General features: G+C 34.4%; 26 protein-coding genes and 4 tRNA genes. 16 read left to right on the forward strand and 14 right to left on the reverse strand.

The features are described from left to right. Positions 1 to 23 precede the first annotated feature (23 nt). The 9 genes from AOY20_RS07435 to AOY20_RS07475 all read left to right on the forward strand — a co-directional run bounded on the left by AOY20_RS07435 (position 24) and on the right by AOY20_RS07475 (position 5,709). Positions 24 to 719 (forward strand): hypothetical protein, encoded by a 696-nt coding sequence (locus AOY20_RS07435; RefSeq protein WP_054581274.1) that lies wholly within the window; start codon positions 24 to 26, stop codon positions 717 to 719. 171 nt (positions 720 to 890) lie between these two features. After that, positions 891 to 1,160 carry a hypothetical protein gene (locus tag AOY20_RS07440; RefSeq protein WP_227510322.1) on the forward strand — a complete coding sequence of 90 codons (270 nt, stop codon included), beginning with the start codon at positions 891 to 893 and terminating at the stop codon, positions 1,158 to 1,160. A gap of 490 nt (positions 1,161 to 1,650) precedes the next feature. Then, complete coding sequence (locus AOY20_RS07445; protein WP_054581275.1) at positions 1,651 to 2,316, forward strand: pseudouridine synthase; 666 nt, start codon at positions 1,651 to 1,653, stop codon at positions 2,314 to 2,316. Positions 2,317 to 2,479: 163 nt separating this feature from the next. Continuing rightward, positions 2,480 to 2,854, forward strand: coding sequence for a ribonuclease E inhibitor RraB (locus AOY20_RS07450; protein WP_054581276.1), 375 nt, complete (start codon positions 2,480 to 2,482; stop codon positions 2,852 to 2,854). Between the two features lie 138 nt (positions 2,855 to 2,992). Beyond that, positions 2,993 to 3,337, forward strand: a complete 345-nt coding sequence (locus AOY20_RS07455; RefSeq protein ID WP_054581277.1) for a zinc ribbon domain-containing protein YjdM — start codon at positions 2,993 to 2,995, stop codon at positions 3,335 to 3,337. Between the two features lie 160 nt (positions 3,338 to 3,497). Further along, the gene (locus tag AOY20_RS07460) at positions 3,498 to 3,863 is read left to right on the forward strand and encodes a 5-carboxymethyl-2-hydroxymuconate Delta-isomerase (RefSeq protein ID WP_054581278.1); all 366 of its coding nucleotides are present in this window, start codon (positions 3,498 to 3,500) and stop codon (positions 3,861 to 3,863) included. 243 nt (positions 3,864 to 4,106) lie between these two features. Beyond that, the gene (locus AOY20_RS07465) at positions 4,107 to 4,700 is read left to right on the forward strand and encodes a DUF2939 domain-containing protein (RefSeq protein WP_054581279.1); all 594 of its coding nucleotides are present in this window, start codon (positions 4,107 to 4,109) and stop codon (positions 4,698 to 4,700) included. Positions 4,701 to 4,839: 139 nt separating this feature from the next. Next, complete coding sequence (locus AOY20_RS07470; RefSeq protein WP_054581280.1) at positions 4,840 to 5,253, forward strand: YybH family protein; 414 nt, start codon at positions 4,840 to 4,842, stop codon at positions 5,251 to 5,253. Between the two features lie 54 nt (positions 5,254 to 5,307). Further along, complete coding sequence (locus tag AOY20_RS07475) at positions 5,308 to 5,709, forward strand: NUDIX hydrolase (RefSeq protein WP_054581281.1); 402 nt, start codon at positions 5,308 to 5,310, stop codon at positions 5,707 to 5,709. Positions 5,710 to 5,760: 51 nt separating this feature from the next. Here AOY20_RS07475 and panD read toward each other — a convergent pair whose 3' ends face one another. The 11 genes from panD to AOY20_RS07530 form a co-directional block, all read right to left on the reverse strand. After that, complete coding sequence (panD, locus tag AOY20_RS07480; protein ID WP_054581282.1) at positions 5,761 to 6,141, reverse strand: aspartate 1-decarboxylase; 381 nt, start codon at positions 6,139 to 6,141, stop codon at positions 5,761 to 5,763. Positions 6,142 to 6,285: 144 nt separating this feature from the next. Then, complete coding sequence (gene pth, locus AOY20_RS07485) at positions 6,286 to 6,867, reverse strand: aminoacyl-tRNA hydrolase (protein ID WP_054581283.1); 582 nt, start codon at positions 6,865 to 6,867, stop codon at positions 6,286 to 6,288. 20 nt (positions 6,868 to 6,887) lie between these two features. Beyond that, a complete protein-coding gene (gene rplY, locus AOY20_RS07490; protein ID WP_054581284.1) occupies positions 6,888 to 7,184 on the reverse strand; it encodes a 50S ribosomal protein L25 in 297 nt (98 codons plus the stop codon). Between the two features lie 102 nt (positions 7,185 to 7,286). Next, positions 7,287 to 8,240 carry a ribose-phosphate pyrophosphokinase gene (locus tag AOY20_RS07495; protein ID WP_054581285.1) on the reverse strand — a complete coding sequence of 318 codons (954 nt, stop codon included), beginning with the start codon at positions 8,238 to 8,240 and terminating at the stop codon, positions 7,287 to 7,289. Positions 8,241 to 8,277: 37 nt separating this feature from the next. After that, positions 8,278 to 8,352 (reverse strand) — tRNA-Gln (locus AOY20_RS07500). 93 nt (positions 8,353 to 8,445) lie between these two features. Next, a tRNA-Gln gene (locus AOY20_RS07505) sits at positions 8,446 to 8,520 on the reverse strand. A 17-nt stretch (positions 8,521 to 8,537) separates the two neighbouring features. Beyond that, a tRNA-Gln gene (locus tag AOY20_RS07510) sits at positions 8,538 to 8,612 on the reverse strand. 24 nt (positions 8,613 to 8,636) lie between these two features. Then, positions 8,637 to 8,711, reverse strand: a tRNA-Gln gene (locus AOY20_RS07515). A 1-nt stretch (position 8,712) separates the two neighbouring features. Next, positions 8,713 to 9,540, reverse strand: a complete 828-nt coding sequence (gene ispE / locus AOY20_RS07520; RefSeq protein ID WP_054581286.1) for a 4-(cytidine 5'-diphospho)-2-C-methyl-D-erythritol kinase — start codon at positions 9,538 to 9,540, stop codon at positions 8,713 to 8,715. A gap of 21 nt (positions 9,541 to 9,561) precedes the next feature. Then, the gene (lolB, locus tag AOY20_RS07525) at positions 9,562 to 10,161 is read right to left on the reverse strand and encodes a lipoprotein insertase outer membrane protein LolB (RefSeq protein ID WP_054581287.1); all 600 of its coding nucleotides are present in this window, start codon (positions 10,159 to 10,161) and stop codon (positions 9,562 to 9,564) included. 6 nt (positions 10,162 to 10,167) lie between these two features. Then, positions 10,168 to 11,889: a tetratricopeptide repeat protein gene (locus tag AOY20_RS07530; RefSeq protein ID WP_054581288.1), complete on the reverse strand. Its 1,722-nt coding sequence runs from the start codon at positions 11,887 to 11,889 to the stop codon at positions 10,168 to 10,170. Positions 11,890 to 11,967: 78 nt separating this feature from the next. Here AOY20_RS07530 and hemA point away from each other — a divergent pair, with 78 nt between their 5' ends. After that, the gene (hemA, locus tag AOY20_RS07535; protein WP_054581289.1) at positions 11,968 to 13,251 is read left to right on the forward strand and encodes a glutamyl-tRNA reductase; all 1,284 of its coding nucleotides are present in this window, start codon (positions 11,968 to 11,970) and stop codon (positions 13,249 to 13,251) included. Positions 13,252 to 13,313: 62 nt separating this feature from the next. On the opposite strand, the gene AOY20_RS07540 is transcribed toward hemA, so the two are convergent. Then, positions 13,314 to 15,200, reverse strand: a complete 1,887-nt coding sequence (locus tag AOY20_RS07540) for a DNA primase (RefSeq protein ID WP_054581290.1) — start codon at positions 15,198 to 15,200, stop codon at positions 13,314 to 13,316. 218 nt (positions 15,201 to 15,418) lie between these two features. Beyond that, positions 15,419 to 16,387, reverse strand: a complete 969-nt coding sequence (locus AOY20_RS07545; protein ID WP_054581291.1) for an outer membrane protein assembly factor BamD — start codon at positions 16,385 to 16,387, stop codon at positions 15,419 to 15,421. Between the two features lie 71 nt (positions 16,388 to 16,458). Here AOY20_RS07545 and rluD point away from each other — a divergent pair, with 71 nt between their 5' ends. The 4 genes from rluD (at position 16,459) to AOY20_RS07565 (ending at position 20,528) form a co-directional block, all read left to right on the forward strand. Next, positions 16,459 to 17,511, forward strand: a complete 1,053-nt coding sequence (gene rluD, locus AOY20_RS07550) for a 23S rRNA pseudouridine(1911/1915/1917) synthase RluD (RefSeq protein WP_054581292.1) — start codon at positions 16,459 to 16,461, stop codon at positions 17,509 to 17,511. Positions 17,512 to 17,535: 24 nt separating this feature from the next. Beyond that, positions 17,536 to 18,285 (forward strand): peptidoglycan editing factor PgeF, encoded by a 750-nt coding sequence (gene pgeF / locus AOY20_RS07555; RefSeq protein WP_054581293.1) that lies wholly within the window; start codon positions 17,536 to 17,538, stop codon positions 18,283 to 18,285. A 31-nt stretch (positions 18,286 to 18,316) separates the two neighbouring features. Beyond that, the gene (locus AOY20_RS07560; protein WP_054581294.1) at positions 18,317 to 18,868 is read left to right on the forward strand and encodes a flavodoxin family protein; all 552 of its coding nucleotides are present in this window, start codon (positions 18,317 to 18,319) and stop codon (positions 18,866 to 18,868) included. Between the two features lie 301 nt (positions 18,869 to 19,169). Beyond that, a complete protein-coding gene (locus AOY20_RS07565; RefSeq protein ID WP_054581295.1) occupies positions 19,170 to 20,528 on the forward strand; it encodes an amino acid permease in 1,359 nt (452 codons plus the stop codon). A gap of 89 nt (positions 20,529 to 20,617) precedes the next feature. On the opposite strand, the gene smpB is transcribed toward AOY20_RS07565, so the two are convergent. Beyond that, a complete protein-coding gene (smpB, locus tag AOY20_RS07570) occupies positions 20,618 to 21,094 on the reverse strand; it encodes an SsrA-binding protein SmpB (protein ID WP_054581296.1) in 477 nt (158 codons plus the stop codon). Positions 21,095 to 21,279: 185 nt separating this feature from the next. Between smpB and coaD the strand changes: the two genes are divergently transcribed. Further along, positions 21,280 to 21,771, forward strand: coding sequence for a pantetheine-phosphate adenylyltransferase (coaD, locus tag AOY20_RS07575; protein ID WP_054581297.1), 492 nt, complete (start codon positions 21,280 to 21,282; stop codon positions 21,769 to 21,771). Position 21,772: 1 nt separating this feature from the next. Continuing rightward, complete coding sequence (locus tag AOY20_RS07580; protein ID WP_054581298.1) at positions 21,773 to 22,036, forward strand: YfhL family 4Fe-4S dicluster ferredoxin; 264 nt, start codon at positions 21,773 to 21,775, stop codon at positions 22,034 to 22,036. The last annotated feature ends 21 nt before the right edge of the window (positions 22,037 to 22,057 follow it).

Consider the following 22,057-nt stretch of genomic DNA (forward strand, 5'->3'; position numbering starts at 1 on the left):
TAAGTATAGGAATATAAAGCTAAATGAAATTGTGTTTAATAATTTTTTCTATAATAGTGCTTAGTTTTAGTTCTATCACATTGGCTCATGGGCTTAGCCCTCAAGAAATTCAATTACAGCAAGATAAAAAGAAATACAAAGCTTATATTCCTAAAAACTATGTGCTTTTTGAAGCAATTCAAGGTGATTTAAATAAAGATGGTTTGGATGATCTCGTACTCATTATTAAAGCAACAGATCCTCAAGCATGGGTATATGATGAATATAAAGGAAAATTAGATCGTAATCGTAGAGGCATTATTATTTTGTTACGTGAAAATAGTGGTTATAAAAAAATAGTGCAAAATTTATCTGCTTTTAGTTCTGAAAATGAAGATGGCGGTGTTTATTTTGCACCTGAGTTCACTATAGAGATTAAAAATAATCGATTAAATATATTTTATGGGCATGGGCGTTATGGTTGGTGGGAATATCGCTTTAGATTGGAAAAGAATGATTTTCGCTTAATTGGATATGAAAGTTCAGATAATCATGGACCTTATATAGATAAACAGGTCAGTATTAATTTTTTAACGAATAAAAAGTTAATACGTAACAATATAAATTTAGATGATAGAGATAAACCAGAATACTTTAAAGAACGTTGGGTGGATGTTAATTTCCCTTCAATTTTTCTTTCAGAAATTAAACAGTTTGATGAATTGTATTTTGATGAGTAGCTGTAAGATTTTGAAAAAAATAATTTAAATATTTACTTATGAGATTTTTATCATAATTTATTAAACTTAAATAAAATGAATCGGTTGCTTTTTTAAATTGGATTCAGTTTATTTATTTGGCTTAAAAATTGCTTATTTCTTATTATAAAATATTTAAATAAGGCAATTATTATGGAATTATCTGGAAAGGTTGTAGCTGAAAAAGAGCATCAAGAAACTCTAGCTAAGAGTGTACATTTAATGGCCGCTTGGCCATTTTTGCTTATTTTTATTGGTGGTGTAATAGGTGGAATATTAGCCTTAATTGCTTATTTGATTAATTTGCAAATTTATAAATCACACTTGTCCAAACTTAATAAAATTTTAGCTAATTTATTGTGTGGAATGTCTGCTATAAGTTTATGGTGGTTTATTGGGACATGGGTGCAAAACTACCTATAGATATGTATCTATACAAAGATAATAATTCTTATTTTATAGTCTATTTTTGATGAAAAGTTATAGATAAAAACAAAATATGAAATAATTTTTCATTAAATTAGATTTATTTGATAATTTTTTTTATAAAAATAAAAAAAATAGAGATCTTAGGAAATTAATTTCAACACTATTTTTCTATTATATATCTCAAGGGTGTGACGGGAATCGGAAAGAGTAGCATGCTGTGAGTGGCGCAAAATGCGAGTGCAGTACTTACCCAAAAGGTCTCGATTCGGCTTAGGACGCTATAGATCAAAAGTTTATAGGCTATAAGATCATGACTTACAAAGCATGATAGTTGAAGTAAACAACATTGAAGTTTTTCCCAACATCCTAAAAAATTCTTCAACTTCAATAAAAAAGATAAAATAAGAATTAAATTTTAATTCAATTTGACACAACATCACCCAATTGATATTTTCCCATTTTTCCTACCAATGCTGTAAGTTTCATGCCTTTAGATGACAATTTTGTTTATATGCCACCTCAAGAACCATTAGTTATTGTTTATGAGGATGATGATTTAGTTGTCATTGAAAAACCAGCAGGATTATTGTCTGTTCCAGGGCGTTTACCAGAACACCATGATAGTGCTTATTTACGTGTTTTAGAAAAATATCCATCTGCAAAAATTACCCACCGTTTAGATATGGCAACGTCAGGCATTTTAATGTTTGCTAAGCATCGTAATGCAGAAGTTGCAGTAAGTAAAATGTTTCAGGCACGTACGGTCACTAAAAATTACATTGCGTTGGTACAAGGAAAGTTAGAAGGTGTGGGTGAAGTTGATGTGCCTTTAATCACAGATTGGGAAAATCGACCAAGACAAATGGTTCATTATGAGTTAGGGAAACCAGCAAGAACACTATATCGAGCTTTAGATTATGATACTGCTTTAGATATTACACGTGTCTTACTTACACCAATTACAGGACGATCGCATCAATTACGTGTACATATGATGCATATTGGTCATCCAATTACGGGTGATAAAATTTATCATCCAGAACCTAAAAAAAGTTTACTGAATAGAATGGCATTACATGCAAGTTATTTAGCATTTCAGCATCCTTTAAGTGGTATAAATGTTGAAATCAAAGGAAATGTTCCATTTTGATGAAAGAATGTTGATAGGTCATTTTTATTTTTATATAAAGCTTATATGCGATGTCATATTTTATTGCATTTTAGCTTTGTGCTTTTTAGTAATTTTTACCAAAATGATAACGTTTTAGGCTAATCTAAGATAAGTAAAATGGAATCTAAAATAAGGAAAACCAATGGCTCGTGATTATCAACAATTTCCAGATGATGACAATGGTAATGTACTTTGGCAAATGTATGAAGATGGAGATGATTTAACAGAAGCACATGAAATTGAATTTTCCCTTGCTTTTCAAAGTCAAGAAAATGCGGAAGCTTGTGCATTATCCTTATTGAAAGAAGAGCAAAAAATCACCCTTTTTCAAGATGAGGACACCAATGAATGGTTTATTACCATTTATGTTTATATGGAACCTGATTATTCCGATATTGTCGATTTAGAAGATTGGTTTACTAAAATTGCAACACAATATCATGGTGAATATGATGGATGGGGGTGTATGGCATATGTATATGATGATGATTTAGATGAGGATACTCAGCCCATTTAATCTCATATTTAAGTTGAATCATGATTTAACTTATTCTGATTACAAAAGACCTATCATTTATAGGTCTTTTCTTTAAATTTACAATTAATGTTATAGTTCAATCTTTAATTTTCTATTTTGCCTTTTTTGAGGTTTTTTATGTCTTTACCAAATTGTCCAAAATGCCAATCAGAATATACATACGAAGATGGTGAATTATTGATTTGTCCAGAATGCTCTTATGAATGGAAAGAGGGAGAAGTTTCAGAACAAGATGTTGAAACGATTATTAAAGATACAAATGGTAATGTTTTAGTTGATGGTGATACTGTTACAGTAATCAAAGACTTAAAAGTGAAAGGTTCTTCATCTGTAGTAAAAGTGGGGACAAAAGTTAAAAATATTCGTTTATTAACAGATTCTGCTGATGGACATGATATCGATTGTAAAATTGATGGCTTTGGTGCAATGAAATTAAAGTCTGAATATGTCAAAAAAGTATAAAAATTTAACATGATTTTTAAATTTAAGCTTTGAATAAGGGGGCAGGTTATAGTTATTTAAAGTTATAGCCTGTTTGCCTACATTTTAATAAGATCGAGCTATTTAAGCTTACTGCAAAACCTGTCATATGGTATAACAAAGAAAAATTAAGGAATTTGTTATGCCTCATATCCATGTTGAATATTCAGATAATATTGAAAATTTTGAAGCAAAACCTTTACTCACTGCACTTAATCAATGTTTAGTTGTCGGAGAATATGCAACTGCTGTTGATATAAAAAGTAGAGCAATGTGCCAAAAGGATTATGTTATTGGTATTAATGAACAAAGCCAAGGCTATGTTCATGTTAAAATTTCTTTATTAACTGGACGCTCACTAGAAATTCGACAAGCAATTTCGGAAAAAGCTTTAGGTGTTTTAATTGAATATTTACCTAAGCAATCGAAAGTTGAAATTCAAGCATGTATTGAAATTATAGAAATGCCAAAAGAAACATATAGTAAAAAAATTATACAAGTGTATTAATTTTATCTTGATAAAGGAGTATATATCTTTATATTTCTTTATCAATTTAATTAATATTTATATTATAATGTTAAATATTCGATGTATTTATTTAGTAAAAAATAATTTAACATATCTAAATATTAGCAAAAATTAATTTTGGTTTGATACAAGATTTAACCGAACGCATAATTTTTTCCCATAAAATAAAGTTCGAGCATGCGAAGACATGTCTTTATTTTTAATTATTTTAGATGTTAATTTATGAAAAAGTTTATAACGGTCATTATTTTATTATTTAGTATTGTTTTAATATCTTGGATTGGTTCTGCTTACTGGTCTTTATATCAAATTATGCAGGCAGTTGAGAATAATCAGCCTGAAAAATTGCATAAATATATTAATTTTCCTCGAGTTCAACAAAGTTTAACTTTACAAATTGAAGAAAAATTTGTTGAAGCAATGGGGTTTGATAATGTAAGCAATCGTTATACAGTGTTAGGTAAAAAAATTAATTCTCTAATTTCTCATCAGCTTGTAGAAAATTTAGTCACACCTGAATCCATTTGCTCTTTAATGCAAGGGAATTTGTTACACGATAGTTACCTAAAGGAGCTAAATTATCTCATAGAATCTCATAATTCGATAAATCTACTAAATGGTAAAAAAAATACTAACTTAGATAAGCAGATTGTCACAAATACGGATAAAAAAATATTAAAGATTAGTATCTTAGCATGGAATAAGTTTATTGTTTATTTTGACTTAAAAAATAAATATACAACAAAAGTGACTTTACAGCCATTTGATTGGACCTGGAAAGTTGTTGATATATCAATACCTATCATCAAATATTAGCTTACAAAACAAAGTGTGAATTGATTCACACAAATATGTTATTGTAATGTATATTTATTGTTTCAGTTGGGTGATTGATCAATGTTGACTAGTTCCCGCTGAAAGTTACAAATTTTATGAATTAAATCTGGGAATGACTATGTCAGTCGTATTTGTTGGTGATGAGCATTTAGCACAGGAAGTACTGTTTAAAATCAAGCAATGGGATGATGCTATTGCAAAGTTAGATTTACATGCGATTACCGATATATGTGAGCAAGATATGAAAGTATTTGATGTTAGCTCACAAATTGAGGGTGTAGTGGAGTTTAAGTGTTTGTGGGAGCGCTATAACCCATTTTTTGTAGAAAATATCAAAGTATATAGAAAAGAAGTACAAATATTTGCTCAATCTAATTTAGCATTTATGCATTGTTATTCTAAAATTGACCATAAAGAGCCTGATAAAATTTTAAACTTACCATGGTGCAGGACAACATTATGTTTCCAAAAAAATAAAGGACAGTGGAAAATAGCACATCAACATATTTCAATGCCGAAAAGTATAGAATAATATTAAAAATAATTTAAATGATATAATAAATACAGTATAACTTGAGTAAGCAATATGACTTTTCATGATTTATATAGATTAAGTTCGCATGCTGTAATTTTGAATGAAAATAATCAGGTATTATTATTAAAAGCAACTTATTCAGATTTGGCTTGGGGTTTACCTGGAGGCGCTTTGGATTTAGGTGAAACTATACATCAGGCATTAATAAGAGAATGTTTAGAAGAATTGGGTTCTAATATTAAAATAGAATATTTATCTGGTGTGTATTTTCATTCTTCTGTTAATTCACATGCTTTTATTTTTAAATGTTATCTTGAGAGTTCGATCATTCAGTTGAGTGACGAACATTCTGAATTTAAATGGTTCAATTTAAGTGAGCTGAGTGAAATTCAAAAAATTAGGGTTCAAGATTGTCTTTACTATAATGGTGAAGTTAAAAGTCGAAGTTTTTAATTAAATAATGGATAAAAAGCTCACTTGTAGTGAGCTTTAATGTTCAAAATTTTAAGCTACTTGAACAGGGATACAGTTTGCTGTGTGGTTTACAGTGTTATCCGGATTTGCATATACTAAGCGAGGTTTATGTACATCAGCTTCAGCTTCTGTGAAATCACCAAATGTTGCAATAATCATTAAATCGCCAACATCTGCTTGAAGAGCTGCACCACCATTAACAGAGATAATGCCAGAGTTTTCTTCACCGCGAATAGCATAGGTTGTGAAACGTTTACCGTTAGTCACATTCCACATATGTATTTCTTCGTATTCACGAATACCAGCTAAATCTAATAAAACGCCATCAATTGCACATGAGCCTTCATAGTGAAGTTCTGCTTGTGTTACAACACAACGGTGAATTTTTGCTTTGAGTAAACGAGATAGCATGGTTTTGCGTCTCCTTAGTTGACCTAAGATATTTTATCTTGTGTTAAATCAATTGCTTCTTTTAATTTGAATTTAGAAGAATTGCATTTTGATCTGTAAGTTAGAGGATAGCAAGTATAAATATTGACTATTCAAACTACATGATCAGTTTGGTTTATATGCATTAATTTGATTCATGGCTTGTTGAATATCACCATTTACCAAAAGTTTAATGCGAGATAATGCATGATGAATTGCCTCATCCATTAAATTTTGTTCATTACTTGGTGCTTTACTAAGTACATGACCAGATACGCGTTCTTTAGAGCCTGGATGACCAATACCTATACGTAAACGATGGAAATTAGGTCCAGTATGTGGAACGATATCTCGTAAACCGTTATGCCCACCATGACCACCACCTGTTTTTAGGCGAATGATACCAGGGTTCATATCAAGTTCATCATGAGCAATGAGTATTGCTTCAGGAGGGATATTATAGAATTTTGCGAAAGGGACAACACTTTTTCCGACTAGGTTCATAAATGTTGTTGGCAATAGTAGACGAATGTCTTGACCTTCAATATTACCACGACCACTAATTCCATTGAATTTAGGGTCAGCTTTGAGGGATATGCCATATTGTTCTGCAAGGCGTTCTACAAACCAAAAGCCTGCATTATGGCGAGTTTGGGCATACTCTTTACCAGGGTTGCCCAAACCTACAATCAGTGAAATATTTGACACTAATTTACACCAATAAACACTTATGCGCGTTTGAAGTCAGCGTGCATAGGTGTGTTTTTAGATGGGTGACGTTGTAAAGCTTGGATTTTAACGCTTTCAACTTTACCATCGATGTTGATATCAATAACTTCTTCAAAGAAAGTATTGCTTTCTAAAGCTTTAACAAGCTCACGAAGTTCAAGAGTGATTGCAACAGGAGCAGCTTCACCACCATAGATGATTGCTGGAACTTTAGCTTGAAGACGAAGGCGGCGGCTCGCACCTTTCCCTTGTACTGCTTCTTCACGTGCTACGGCATTTAATACGAAGTTTGCCATGATAGACATCCTTAAATTTAAGTTTTAATTAAACTAGACTTGCGACCAGTCTAGTGAGACAAAGCCCCACCATAGGGCAGGGCTTTAAAATTCAGCGCTCTATTATAGATAAGAATCGAACATTGCGCTAATAGATTCTTCGTTATTAATACGACGAATTGTTTCAGCAACCATACTTGCCACTGAAACTTGGCGAATCTTGCCAATTTCTTGAGCTTCTTCTGAAAGAGGAATGGTGTCACAGACAACCAATTCATCAATTACAGAATTCTTTAAGTTTTCAAGTGCCTTACCTGATAATACTGGGTGAGTTGCATATGCAACTACACGACGAGCACCAAATGTTTTAAGCGCATCAGCAGCTTTACATAAGGTACCAGCAGTATCTACCATGTCATCAACAATTACACAGTCACGACCTTTAACATCACCAATCAAATGCATCACTTGTGATTCATTCGCTTTTTGACGACGTTTATCGATGATTGCAAGATCGATATCACCCATTTGTTTAGCAACAGCACGAGCACGTACTACGCCACCAACGTCAGGAGAAACAACCATTAAGTTGTCATGAGACTGTTGGCGTAAATCAGCAAGTAATGCTGGAGTACCGTAAATGTTGTCTACAGGGATATCAAAGAAACCTTGAATCTGGTCTGCATGAAGGTCAATCATCACCACACGGTCAATACCTACGGTAGTAAGCATATCTGCTACAACTTTAGCAGTAATTGGTACACGTGTAGAACGAGGACGACGATCTTGACGAGCATAACCGAAGTAAGGAATAACGGCAGTAATACGACCAGCACTTGCGCGACGCAAAGCATCGGCCATTACTAAGATTTCCATTAGGTTATCATTAGTAGGGGCACAAGTAGGTTGTACGATAAATACGTCTTTACCACGAACATTTTCAGTGATCTCTACTGCAATTTCACCATCAGAGAAGGTAGAAACAGAAGCAGCACCTAAAGGAATGTGCAAATGGCTAACGACTTTTTGAGCGAATTGTGGATGCGCGGTTCCACTAAAAACGACAAGATTGGGCATGAAGCACCCTTGGCGGTTGGTAATGTATGGAAAAATATGGCAGGGGTAGCTGGATTCGAACCAACGGATGCCGAGATCAAAACCCGGTGCCTTACCACTTGGCGATACCCCTAATGCGGCAGAACTTTAATATTTTTACAGCGTTTTGTCAAGTTGAATTAAACTTGTAAAGCGTAAAAGGTGTATTCTGTCTTGTACTAAGAAATGGCAGGGGCGGCTGGATTCGAACCAACGGATGCCGAGATCAAAACCCGGTGCCTTACCACTTGGCGACGCCCCTAATTCGATGTTGTAAGATGGCAGGGGTAGCTGGATTCGAACCAACGGATGCCGAGATCAAAACCCGGTGCCTTACCACTTGGCGATACCCCTAATACAAACATCTACAGGTGAAAATGGCAGGGGTAGCTGGATTCGAACCAACGGATGCCGAGATCAAAACCCGGTGCCTTACCACTTGGCGATACCCCTATTAAACTTCTAAATGAATGAGTGGTGATTCACTTAAACTATTTACCAAGTATGATTTACATGGTGAATATTTTAAAATTTCATCAATATTCATTTGTTCATTTATTTCAATAAAAACACAAGCACCTGTACCTGTAAGCTTTGCAGTACCGAACTGATCTAAGTACTTCATTGCTTCATCTACTTCAGGATATAAACTTCTCGCTAGATGCTCGAAATTATTTCCAAAATCAGATGGCTTTAACTGATAGGCGCAAAATTTAGTAGGCTTCGTGTCTCTTGTCAATGTTTTTTGTGAAAAAAGTAATTGAGTGCTGATAAAACAATCAGGTTTAAGGATAATGAATTTTTTTTGATCTAATTTAATGAAGCTAAGTATTTCTCCAACACCTTCTGCCCATGCATTTTTACCGTGAACAAATATCGGAACATCTGCACCAAGTTGTAGTCCTAATTGAGCAAGTTGTTCTGTTTTTAATCCACATTGCCATATTTGATTGAGAACAATAAGCGTAGTTGCAGCATTCGATGAACCGCCTCCTAAGCCTGCACCCATCGGAATATTTTTCTCAATGTTGATTTTTAAACCGGTTTGCTTTTGAGCAAACGGTTTAAGTATCTGTGCGGCTTTGTAAATTAAATTATTTTGTAGATCTACGCTGGCTAATCCATCAATCAAAACTTTTTTAGATGTAGTAGGATAAAACTCCATCCAATCGCATAAATCAATCAATTGAAAAATGCTTTGTAATTCGTGGTAGCCATTTTCACGACGACCTGTAATATGTAAGAACAGATTAAGTTTGGCAGGTGATGGTACACGAATCATAAATATCGATCATCTTCTGAGTTAACGATTTTGGATAATCATTGTAATACGGTTTTCTTGATTTGAATCAAGTGCTTGTTTTAAAACAAGGCGATTAGGGAGTACAGCTTCGTCTTTGTAGCTAAGATCAACCGTCCAACCATCTTCAATAAACTGAATTGGACGTTGCATGTTATCTTTTAATATTTCTGTTTCTAAGGTTGCTGGACGTGCTTGCACCCAATCAATGATATGAGTAATAGGTGCGTTCCATCCAGTTGCTAGTAATAGCAGTTCTTCAGGGCTTTCTGCACTAATGAGACCTGTTCTTGAACTATTGAGTTCAACTTTTCCAGGCTCTCCTGTAATTTGTGTTTTTCCAATGCCTAGAATGCCACTGAGTTCAATATCAAATTGTTCTTCTTGTTGAATCCATGTGAAAAAGGCACTACCAGATTGTTGAGGGGTTTTTACCCCGATTTTTCCTTGTAAGCTAAATTGATTATAAGACACTGTTTGAGAATCATTATTACCAATGTTGGGCGAAGATGTTTTTGATGCAAGAGAAGGTGTTTGACAGCCAGTTAGCATTAACATACTTGTGATGAATATGGCTAAGCATGATCTAGAATGAAATGGCATGTGAATTTAGCTCTCATTTGTTTGTTTATTGAGTAGAAGTGAATTGAGTGTGTCTAGTTCTGGGTTGTTTGGAAAACTTGATTTTAGTTGTCCAAGTATTTGATTAAATTTATCAATCTCACCTAGCATGTATAAAGATTGTGCATAACGAATACCAATTTTAATACTATTGCTTTGAGCATATGCTTTTTCTAAGGCCTGACTAGATGCTTCAAAGTCATTTTGTAAAAATGCAATGAGCCCTAATGTATCTAAAATAGAAGCCTGTTCAGGTGCAAGCTCTAAAGCTAATTCAACAGACTTTCTTGCTTCTTTTAGATTTCTATTTTGTAAGGCTAGTGTATAGGCATAAGCATTTAGATATGCAGGATTATTGGGTTCGATTTCAAGAAGTGTTTCTAATCGATCATTGAGTTTTTCTCGATCTGCATGAGCATCTAAGAGTAATACTTCGGTATAAACCAATTCAGGATCATCGGGTAAGTTTTGAATGGCTTCATCTAATAAGCGAATTGCTGCCTTTTTATTATTCATTTGAATTAAGATGTTGGCTTGCATTTGATATAAAAAACTTGAATATTGAGGGTAGTTTACACGTTCTTGGGTAAGAAATCGTAAGGCTTCATTAAGTTGATTTTGTTGATTAAAAATCGTAATCATATTTTTACGTGAAACAGGGTAGAGGCTACCATCTACTAAGCGATAATATGCTTTTGCTGTTTCGAAATGCTCTTTTCGTTCAGCATTAACTGCTAAATAATAATAAGCTTCATTTTGATATTGTGCTGAAGTTCTTAATTCAACAAGATGTGTCTCTGCATCTTCATATTTTTTTAAATCAATACTAGTTAAACCTGCAATAAAGAGTGCTTCTTCATTATTTGGCCATTGTTTTAAAATATTTTCTAATTTTTCTAGAGCATCTTCAGCAAGATTGTTTTTAATTAAAAATTTTGCTTCTGCGAGTTGAATATCAATATTGTTTTTATTTTTTTTACTAGACTTTTTATACCACTTTATTGTCTCTTTTATGTCCCCTAAAGCATTGAGTATACTTGCTTTCATAAGAATATAGCTTGCTGTTTTAGGTCGAATTTTTAGGGCTTGATTGATTGTTGAAAGTGCTTTTTCTAATTGACCATTTTGTGCTTCAAGTGCTGCAATAAGTACTAAAATAGAAGGATTATTTTGCTCTTTACTTGCTTGTAATGCATTAATTAAGTAATCCCGATCTTCAGCAGTTTCAGGTGAAATCCCTGCTAAAATTTTTTCTAAATCGGCATTTGGATCGAGATTTAGAATTTTATCTAACGTTTCTGCAGCTAATTCGTACTCATGTGCTTTTAATGCAATATGTGATAAATAGAATAAAGCAGGGACATCTTTGGGTTCTTGTTTTACCCAATTAGTGACAATATTGAGTGCTGATGGAATATTTTCTAAGTCAATTGCAATATTTAATGCACGTTGCTTAACCATGGTTGAATTAGTTTGGGTTGCAAGTGTTGTGTAGTTGTTGAGTGCTGTATTTGGATCACGATAAGCGAGAGCAAATTCTGCAATCATGCTCAACTCTATTGATTTATTTTTCACATTATTATATGTATAAGAATCTGATCCAGCTGCTGTAATTTGAGCGCTAGATGATATGCTACCAACCAGTAAGAATGTGGTAGAATAATGTTTAATTGTCGAACTAATTGTTAGTCGGCTAATCGTTTGACGCAATTTTTCTTAATCCAAGTAATGCTTTTTATGACACCGATGTTGCACAATAGCATAAATTTAGCTAAATGATGATCTGATATGTCTTTCTTTGCATTGGGTGTCAACCATCAAACAGCCTCAGTAGAGTTGCGAGAGCAAATTGCGTTTAACCCTGAAAAGTTAACGGAACTGCTTCAACAACAAAGTCATCATCAAATTTTAAATGATTTGGTGGTGGTGTCTACTTGTAATCGTACTGAAGTTTACGCGATGTCTGAAAATGTAGATATCGTGTTGCATTGGCTCGCCCATGTAAATGGTATTGATGTAAAACAATTGTCAAATCATGTGTATCGTTATGAGAATGCTCAAGCGGTAGCACATTTGATGCGTGTAGCAAGTGGTCTAGATTCTTTAATGCTGGGCGAACCTCAAATTTTGGGTCAAGTCAAAACAGCATTATCTTTAGCAAAAGATGCAGATACGGTTTCTTCCGAGCTGAATAAAATTTTTGAATATGCATTTTATGCAGCAAAGCGTGTTCGTTCGGAGACAGCGGTTGGAAGTCATGCAGTTTCCATGGGATATGCTGTTGCACAGTTGGCATTACAAGTATTTAGTAAGCCAGAGACATTAACCATTATGGTGGTTGCAGCGGGCGAAATGAATAGCTTAGTTGCAAAGCATTTGGCTGAAATGGGTGTTGGTAAAGTTTTAATCTGTAACAGAACACGTGCGCGTTCAGAAAATTTAGCGCAAGAAATTGCACATAGAGTTGATGTTGAGATTATTGAGTTTGATCAACTTGCTGAAAATTTACACCGTGCTGACGTTATTTCAAGTTGTACGGGAAGCTTACACCAGGTTATTCATTATCAAGATGTAAAAGCAGCGCTAAAAAAACGACGTTATCAACAAATGTTGTTAGTTGATTTGGCTGTACCTCGTGATATTGACTCTAAAGTTGAATCATTAGATGGTGTTTATTTATACGGGGTCGATGACTTACAAACAGTTATTGAAGAAAATCTTGCTCAACGACGACAGGCTGCTGTTGAAGCAGAAGTAATGGTAAATCAGCTTGCAACTGAGTTAATGACGCATCAACGTGTGAAAGGTGCAGGGCAAACCATTCATGCTTATCGTGCAGAGGGTGAGGTTTTAGCACAAGAAGAATTGTCTTTAGCTTTGTCTCAACTCGATAGCGGTGAAAATGCAGAAGATATTATTCGCTCTTTAACACATCGATTAACACAAAAATTATTACATCCTACTTCAATTTTATTAAGAGAGGCAGCGAAGGTTGAAGATCCCGCATATTTAGAAATGATGCAGCAAAGCCTTAAAGATATTGCTGAGAATAGAAGAAAAGTAAAGAAATAGAAAAATAATAAAAGAGCGTTGATTTGAAAACGCTTTTTTTTATGGATAAAAATCTAAAATAACTAACTATCTAACAAGGTTAAAGAACGCTTTTTATCTATTTCATAGAGTTGATGTTTTAGATTTTTCATTTCAGCAATGCTAGAAAATTTATTTGAACGCATTTTTAACTTTAAAAAATCATATTGCAATTTGATTGAAAAATCTTGTGCAAGTTTGTCAACTTTTTCAGGTGATGTTGTGTAATCGCTTACATTTGCTTGTTGTAAAATACGTTGTAATTCAAAATGAAAAGGTGCGCATGCGCCTAAAACATAATATTTAGCTTGTTCAGGATCATCGGGTAAATTTTCAAAAATATCATTAAAAATATTAAGAATTTTATGTAAAAGCTGCTCCGGTGGAATTAACGCACGTAAAGGTTCAAAATGAATATATAAATATGGATGATGAATAAGAATTGCAATGACATATTCTTCAGCATCAATTTTTGTACTAAAGCTTAGGGATGCATCATTATTAGTATAAGGCTGCCATTTACGGTTGAAGCCGAGTTTTTCTTTAAAAAACTGCTGTAATAAATATCGATATGATCCAACTTTAGGGAGTAATTCTGTTAATTGGCGTAGTTCTGCCATCACCTGGCTTTTACCCTCAGGTGTCGCAATATTATGATTTTGTGTAATATGAGCGAAAATAAAATCTGAAAGTAAAGGAGAATCTTTTAGTAGCTTTTGAAAGTTTTCAATGCCTTCACGACGAATTAATGAATCTGGATCATGATTATTTGGTAGAACAAAGAACTTGAGTTCACGACCATCATTTAACAAGGGGAGTGCAATTTCTAAAGTGCGTCGAGCGGCTTTTTGCCCTGCTAAGTCACCATCAAATGCAATAGTAATACGATGATTTTGTTTAAATAAGATATTAAGGTGTTCAGTGTTACTTGCTGTTCCTAAGGTTGCGACAGCACCATAGATACCATATTGCTGTAAAGCAATGACATCCATATAGCCTTCGACCATAAGCCAATCTTGGGCTTTTTGTTTGCGTCCTTCATATAAACCGTACAGCAGTTGATTTTTATGAAAAATTTCGGAATCTGGTGAGTTGATGTATTTGGGTTTAATTTCATCGTTGAGTGCACGTCCACCGAATCCAACGACACGACCTTTACTATCTCGGATGGGGAAAATAACGCGATCACGTAGTAAATCAAAATCTCGACCACTATCACTGGTTCGAATCAAACCAAGAAGTTTTAAACCTTCAATATCTTGAGGGAATGCTTTTTCTAAATGTTGCCAATCTTCTGGTGCGTAACCTAAACGCCAAAATTGAATCGTTTGCGCTGTTAAGCCACGTTGCTTAAAGTATTGCTGTGCAGACTGACTTTGTGGAAGCTGTTTTTCATAAAACTGAGCTACATTTTCCAATAAATCAAATAAGTTACCTTCTTGTATGGCATCTTCTTGAAAAGTTGGAGCATGATCAAACTCTAAAAAAGGATCATCTGCATTTTGAAATTCTTCAAATGGATCAAAATGTTGAGCTGATTCATTTGTTTTAGATGGCTTAGATGTCGTAACAGGTACTTCTGCTGGGATAGGTTTTTTAGTTTCTCGTTTATAAACGAGTTTTTTAGATTCCTGATTATCTTTAGGAAGCTCAATGCCTGTTTGGCTGGAAAGATCCTTCATAACCTCGACAAAATTACGATGATCTATATCCATTAAAAAACGAATGGCATTACCGTTCGCTTGGCATCCAAAACAATGATAGTACTGCTTATCTCTATAGACATGAAAAGAAGGAGATTTCTCCTGATGAAATGGGCAACAGCCAGAATAGGTACGACCAGACTTTTTTAACTTCACACGTTGACCAATCAGATCGACAATATCTGTGCGATCTAAAATTTGATCTATCGTATGTTGAGGAATAGCCATAATTCAGTCAATTCTAGTTTAATTTAACAGGGGTCTATAAAAATATAACAATCTTATTTGTGTATTATTTCAACACAATTTAGCGATTGATTTGAAATTTGTCTACTTTTTCAACTGACTTTCATCAATAAGATAACAAAGGGCAAGTATGATAACTTGCCCTTTAAGAAATTGCGAATACAAAACTATTTTAAGTTGAGTATATGGTGGTTCTATAATTAATTTTCAGACTTTTCTGCATCTTCGGGTTTGTCGAGTAAGCCTAAGCTTAAACGATTTGACCAGCTACGCTTTTGTGTATTTTCAGGTGCAGGTACTGAAGCAGAAGCCTTATTTGAATCACCAAATAAACCTAGTGTTGCTTTATTGAGCCAGCTTGCTTCTTTTTGAGCAGCTTTTAAATTTACAGAACCATTCGCTTTCACTAAATTAGGATAGTTTAGTTTTAGTACGTCAATATATTGCTGAGCTGTTGTTTGATCGCCTAATTTATCATAACTATAAGCAATAATTGCCAATGCTTCAGGAACTTGTGCTGTGTTTGGGTGATGTTCCATTACCCATTGAGCACGTTCAATAGCAGCAACCCAAGCTTTACGTTTCACATTAAAACGTGCAATATTAATTTCAGATTCAGCAAGTTCAGTATTGATATACTGCATACGTTGAGCAGCATCTACAGCATAAGGGCTTGATGGATAACGACGAATAAAATCTACGAAGTTTTGATAAGCAACTTTTAGATAACTTACATCACGATGAGATTGCTTTAATGATGTATAGCGCATTAAACCATCATAGTTCTGTTCCATATTCGCCACACCACGAATATAGTACGCATAATCTACATTTGGAGCTTGTGGATTAAGACGAATAAAGCGATCAGCAAGTGTTACTGTACTTTCATATTCTTTCTGCTGAAATTTAGCATACATCAATTCTAGCTGAGCTTGTTGAGCATATTCTCCAGTAGGGAAATATGTTTCAATTGCTTCTAAGTGTTTTGTTGCATCTATATAATGTCCACTCGCTAGCGCTTTTTCTGCTTTTTCGATATAAACTTCTTCACTAGACTGCGGACCCTTATCGACCACTTCTTTTTTTGGATTACTGCTACATCCAGCGATAATCGTTGTTAAACCAACCGCTAGAGCAAGCATTGTAATTTTATAACGTGGTAGCGACATAAAAATTCCTCTGTTATTACGGGCAATGAGCTACAATTGCGCTATTAAACCACTTTTTTTTGAATGATCAAATGACCCAAGCACAATCTTCTAATTCAAACATCCCTGAAACTGATATCCATTTATTTGAAGATTCTGAGGATGCAGATAATCATACTTCAGACTCTACTGCAACACGTTTATCGTTGCAATTTCAGTTGGATGATACATATTTAGGACAACGTATTGACCAAGTCGCAGCATTAATCTGGAATGATTATTCGCGCGAAAAGTTAAAACAATGGCTTAAAGATGGTCATCTACTGGTAAATGGTAATAGTGTAAAGCCTAAATATAAGTGTGAAGGCACTGAGCTTCTGACATTAAATGTCGAGTTAGAAGCACAAACAACCAGTCAACCCGAAAACATTCCATTAAATATTGTTTACGAAGATGACGATATTATCATCATTAATAAGCCTGTTGGAATGGTTGTACACCCTGGAGCAGGAAATTCTTCAGGAACTTTGGTAAATGCGCTGTTATATCATTATCCAAAATCTTCAGAATTAGCAAGAGCAGGCTTAGTTCATCGTATTGATAAAGATACGAGTGGCTTATTGGTTGTTGCTAAAAACCTAGAAGCTCAGTTTTCTTTAAGTAAGCAATTGGCTAAAAAATCTGTTTATCGTGTTTATGATTTAATTGTTTACGGCAATATTATTGCTGGTGGTACAATTGATGAGCCAATTAAGCGTCATCCTGTAGATCGTGTGAAAATGACAGTTTTACCAGGTGGGAAAGATGCGGTAACACATTACAATGTTAAAGAGCGGTTTCAACATTTTACGCGCGTACAAGCACGTTTAGAAACAGGACGTACTCATCAGATTCGTGTGCATTTTAGTTATATTGGTCATGGTTTGGTTGGTGATCAAGTTTATATGCCACGTGTTCGCGTACCTGCTGGTGCAAGTGAAACATTAAACGATGTATTGCGTGGATTTAAACGCCAAGCATTACATGCTGTTCAGTTGGGATTACAGCATCCTAGAACAGGTGAGGAAATGATGTTTGATGCGCCGTGGCCAGCTGATTTTTCAGCTTTGGTTGATATGTTACGTGCTGAAAATGCAGCTTATTAATTTATAGAGGATAGGGAAATTAACATGCAATTCGTAGAAGGGTTACCAGCAGGAATTTATGTTGGTCAAACCACAATTCATCACGAAAAAATGGAACCTTCGCAAAAAGCGGAATTAGCTGGTTTTAATTTGGCATTGCATGTTAATGATGATCCTGCACGTGTTCAGCAACACCGAATGAATCTTTTGGAAGATTTTAGATCATTTGGTGTGAATAAAATGACATGGATGACACAAACGCATAGCACAATTTGCCATACCATCAATGAAGAGCTTCCATTCCTTGCTTTAGAGGGAGATGGTTTAGTGACTCAAAAAGCAGGTCATGCACTTATGATGATGACTGCAGATTGTTTGCCTATAGTTCTAGGAAATGAGGATGGAACTGAAGTTGCTAATTTGCATGCAGGGTGGCGTGGTTTGGCAAATGGTATTGTTGAAAATACTATTTCTGAAATGAAAACTCAGCCAACTTGGGCATGGATGGGTGCTGCAATTAGCCAGTCTTGTTTTGAGATTGGTGAAGAAGTAAAAGATACGTTTTGCCATAAATATGCTGAATTAGAGATTGCTTTTAAAGCAGGGGAAAAAGCTGGAAAGTTTTATGCCGACTTATATGAAATTGCACGTTATATTTTAAATCTTCAAGGTGTAACGTTGGTTTTGGGTGGAGATCAATGCTCATATACGCAGGCAGATCAATATTTTTCTTACCGCCGTGAAGCAAAAACAGGAAGAATGGCAACATTCGTTTTTATACGTTCAAGATGTTAAACTTGAGTAAATCTCTTGGTTTTTAGTTGTTATGTCAGTGTCTGCTTCATCTCTTGCGATTGTTTATCATAGTCCTTATGGACACACTCAAAAAGTTGCCGAATGGATTGCTCAAGGTGCTTTAACGTCTTTACAGCGCGTTGTTGTGATGAATGTTGAAAGCGTTGATTGGGATTATTTAGATGTGGCTGATGCGATAGTATTTGGTTGCCCAACTTATATGGGGAGCTTGAGTGCAGCGATGAAGCTCTTTATGGAACAATCTTCTAAGCGTTGGTTAGCAAGAACTTGGCAAGGGAAGTTGGCAGCTGGATTTACCAATGGTGGTGGATTAAGCGGAGATAAATTAGCCGTATTACAACAAATTAATTTATTTGCGATGCAACATGGCATGCTTTGGACGGGTTTGCCTATTATGCCAACTGGGCGTAGTGTGACTGATTTAAACCGTATGTCTAGCTTCTTGGGGTTAATGACTCAATCTGATAATGCTCCTGTGGACGTAACGCCACCAAAAGGTGATTTAGAAACGGCTTTTTACTTTGGTGAGCATATCGCACAAACTATTGTACGAATTAAATAATATTTATCTCTCCCTTTTTAGTAATTTGAAAGATGTTTACTAAAAGGGGATTTTTATAATAAAAATATTTTATTAACTGAACTGATGTTTTTGTTGGGTTAAATATAAAATTGAAAAAATATTGATCTATAAAAATAAGTGAATAAACAAAAAATGATTAGAGATGATGATGACTCAAATTTATTATTTTTTACTTTGAAATCGCATGTCATCGATTAGGTAAATTTATTTAACATTCTAGACTAGGTTATCTTTTCAAAAGGATTTACAATCCATTTTTTATTTATGGAGAGGATGTGTTTTGCACAACGAGGCTCCCAAACTTCAGCGAGTTTTAAAAAACCGCCATATCCAATTGATTGCCATGGGTGGTGCAATTGGTACGGGACTGTTTTTAGGTTCTGCGCATATTATTCAATCAGCTGGTCCTTCTATTTTGTTGGGATACGCAATCGGTGGTTTAATTGCTTTTTTGATTATGCGTCAACTTGGTGAAATGATTGTTCATGAACCAGTGACAGGTTCATTTAGTTATTTCGCTTTTAAATACTGGGGTAAATTCTCTGGTTTTTTAACAGGTTGGAATTACTGGATTTTGTATATTCTAGTAGCAATGACTGAGTTGACAGCCATAGGTAAATATATAAATTGGTGGTGGCCACATATTCCTGCATGGAGCTCGGTACTATTTTTCTTCGTCATTGTTACGATTTTAAATTTGGCTAATGTTCGAATTTATGGTGAGTCAGAGTTTTGGTTATCTATGATCAAGGTTTTGGCTATTGTTGCTATGATTGTCTTTGGTCTTTATTTAATTGTTACCGCTGGTGCAGATTCAACAATATCAATCAGTAATTTGTGGTCACATGGTGGCTTTTTCCCGAATGGCTTTTCAGGTTTATTCTACATGCTTGCATTTATGATGTTTGCATTTGGTGGTATTGAACTGATTAGTATGGCTGCTGCTGAAACGGAAAATCCTGAAAAAAATATTCCAAAAGCTGTTAATCAAACAGTGATTCGAATTTTCCTTTTCTATATTTGTTCTTTAGCGATTTTATTATCTCTTGTACCTTGGAATCAGTTAGATTTAGGTGATTTAGAACATAGTCCATTTGTTATGATCTTTAATAAGATTGGCATTGAGTGGGCTGCACATTTGCTTAATTTCATTATTTTGACAGCATCATTGTCTGTTTGTAATAGTGGGATGTATGCCAATAGTCGTATGTTACTTGGTTTGGCAGAACAAGGTAATGCGCCAAAAGTATTTAAGAAAGTCAATAAACAAGGCGTTCCAGTTAATGCAGCTTTGTTCTCAGCATTTTTAATTTTTGGTTGTGTATTGTTAAATTATTTTGTGCCTGAAAAAGCATTAAGTTATTTAATTTATATTGTTGTTGGTGCTGCTGTTTTAAATTGGATGATGATTAGCTTAATTCATCTTAAATTTAAACGTGCAATGAAACATGAAGGCACACAAACTAAGTTCCCTGCATTATTTTCACCGATAAGTAATTATCTTGTACTCGCATTTATGTGTGTGATTTTATACATTATGTGGTATCAAGGTTTTATGATTTCTGTGTTAATTCTACCTGTGTGGATTCTTCTATTGTTTATCTTATATATAGTGCTTGGTATTCAAAAAGAAAAATAAGAACATGTGCTTAAGTAAAAACCCCGATTTTATATCGGGGTTTTTGTATTTGATTTAGGACTAAGTTTAAGAGCACTTAAATAATAAAATTACTTATGGAATATACGTGCTTTATCGCGTTGCCAATCGCGATCTTTTTCTGTGGCACGTTTATCGTGAAGTTGTTTTCCTTTAACTAAAGCAATTTCAAGTTTTGCCAAACGTCCTTTCCAATAACAAGCTAAAGGAACACATGCATAACCTTTTTGGTTAACTGCACCTAATAGTTTTTCAATTTGGCGACGGTTTAAAAGTAATTTACGCGTTCTACGTGCTTCTGGAACAACGTGAGTTGATGCGCTGAGTAAAGGTTGAATTTGAGCACCAAATAAATATGCCTCACCATTTTTAAAAGTAATATAACTTTCCGTGAGCGTCATACGACCTGCACGTAAAGATTTAACTTCCCAACCTTCTAAAGAAAGACCTGCTTCAAATTTTTCTTCAATAAAAAAATCATGACGTGCGCGTTTATTTTGCGCAATCGTGCTGCTGGTATTTTTTTTAACTACTATTGCCTTTGCCATAATGAAATACTTCCAAAGTTAGGCATATTGTGCCCCAAATTGTACTTTAAAGACAATTACTAAATGGAATGAAGATAATAATTAAGAAAATTGCATTATTTATAGATAAATTTGTGAGTATTATTCACTAAAAAAACAACTTTTTGTTAAAATGCACGTCTACAAAATAAACTAGAGTAAAACGGATGTCTAAAACTCGCGTGATTTACCCAGGTACTTTTGATCCAATTACCAATGGTCATGTTGATTTAGTTACACGTGCAGCAAAAATGTTTGATGAGGTTGTTGTTGCAATTGCGATTGGGCATCATAAAAATCCAGTTTTTACTTTAGATGAACGTGTAGCACTAGCTAAATCATCTTTAAAACATTTGCCAAATGTTGAATTTGTTGGTTTTGATGGTTTGTTAGTTAATTTGTTTCAAGAACAAAAAGCAACAGCAGTGTTGCGTGGATTGCGTGCAGTCTCTGATTTTGAGTATGAATTTCAGTTGGCAAATATGAATCGTCAGTTAGATTCACAGTTTGAAGCTGTATTCCTTACACCTTCAGAACAGTATTCATTCATTTCGTCGACTTTGGTACGTGAAATTGCACGTCTAAAAGGCGATGTCACAAAATTTGTTCCATCTGCAGTTGTTGCTGCATTTGAGACTAAACATCAACAAGGTTGGTAGAGTGTCATTATATATTACAGATGAATGTATCAATTGTGATGTTTGTGAACCAGTGTGTCCAAACGAAGCAATTTATATGGGTGAGTTGATTTATGAAATTCATCCAGATTTATGCACAGAGTGTGTAGGTCATTATGATAAACCACAGTGTCAAATTTTTTGTCCAGTGGACTGTATTCCGTTAGATCCTAACCATGTAGAAACTCAGGATCAGTTAATGGAAAAGTATAAAAATCTAATTGCTCAAAAAAGCACAAGCAATTAGTTTCATTTTTTGTTAATATGC

The sequence above is a fragment of the Acinetobacter equi genome, assembly GCF_001307195.1.
Taxonomy (GTDB): domain Bacteria; phylum Pseudomonadota; class Gammaproteobacteria; order Pseudomonadales; family Moraxellaceae; genus Acinetobacter; species Acinetobacter equi.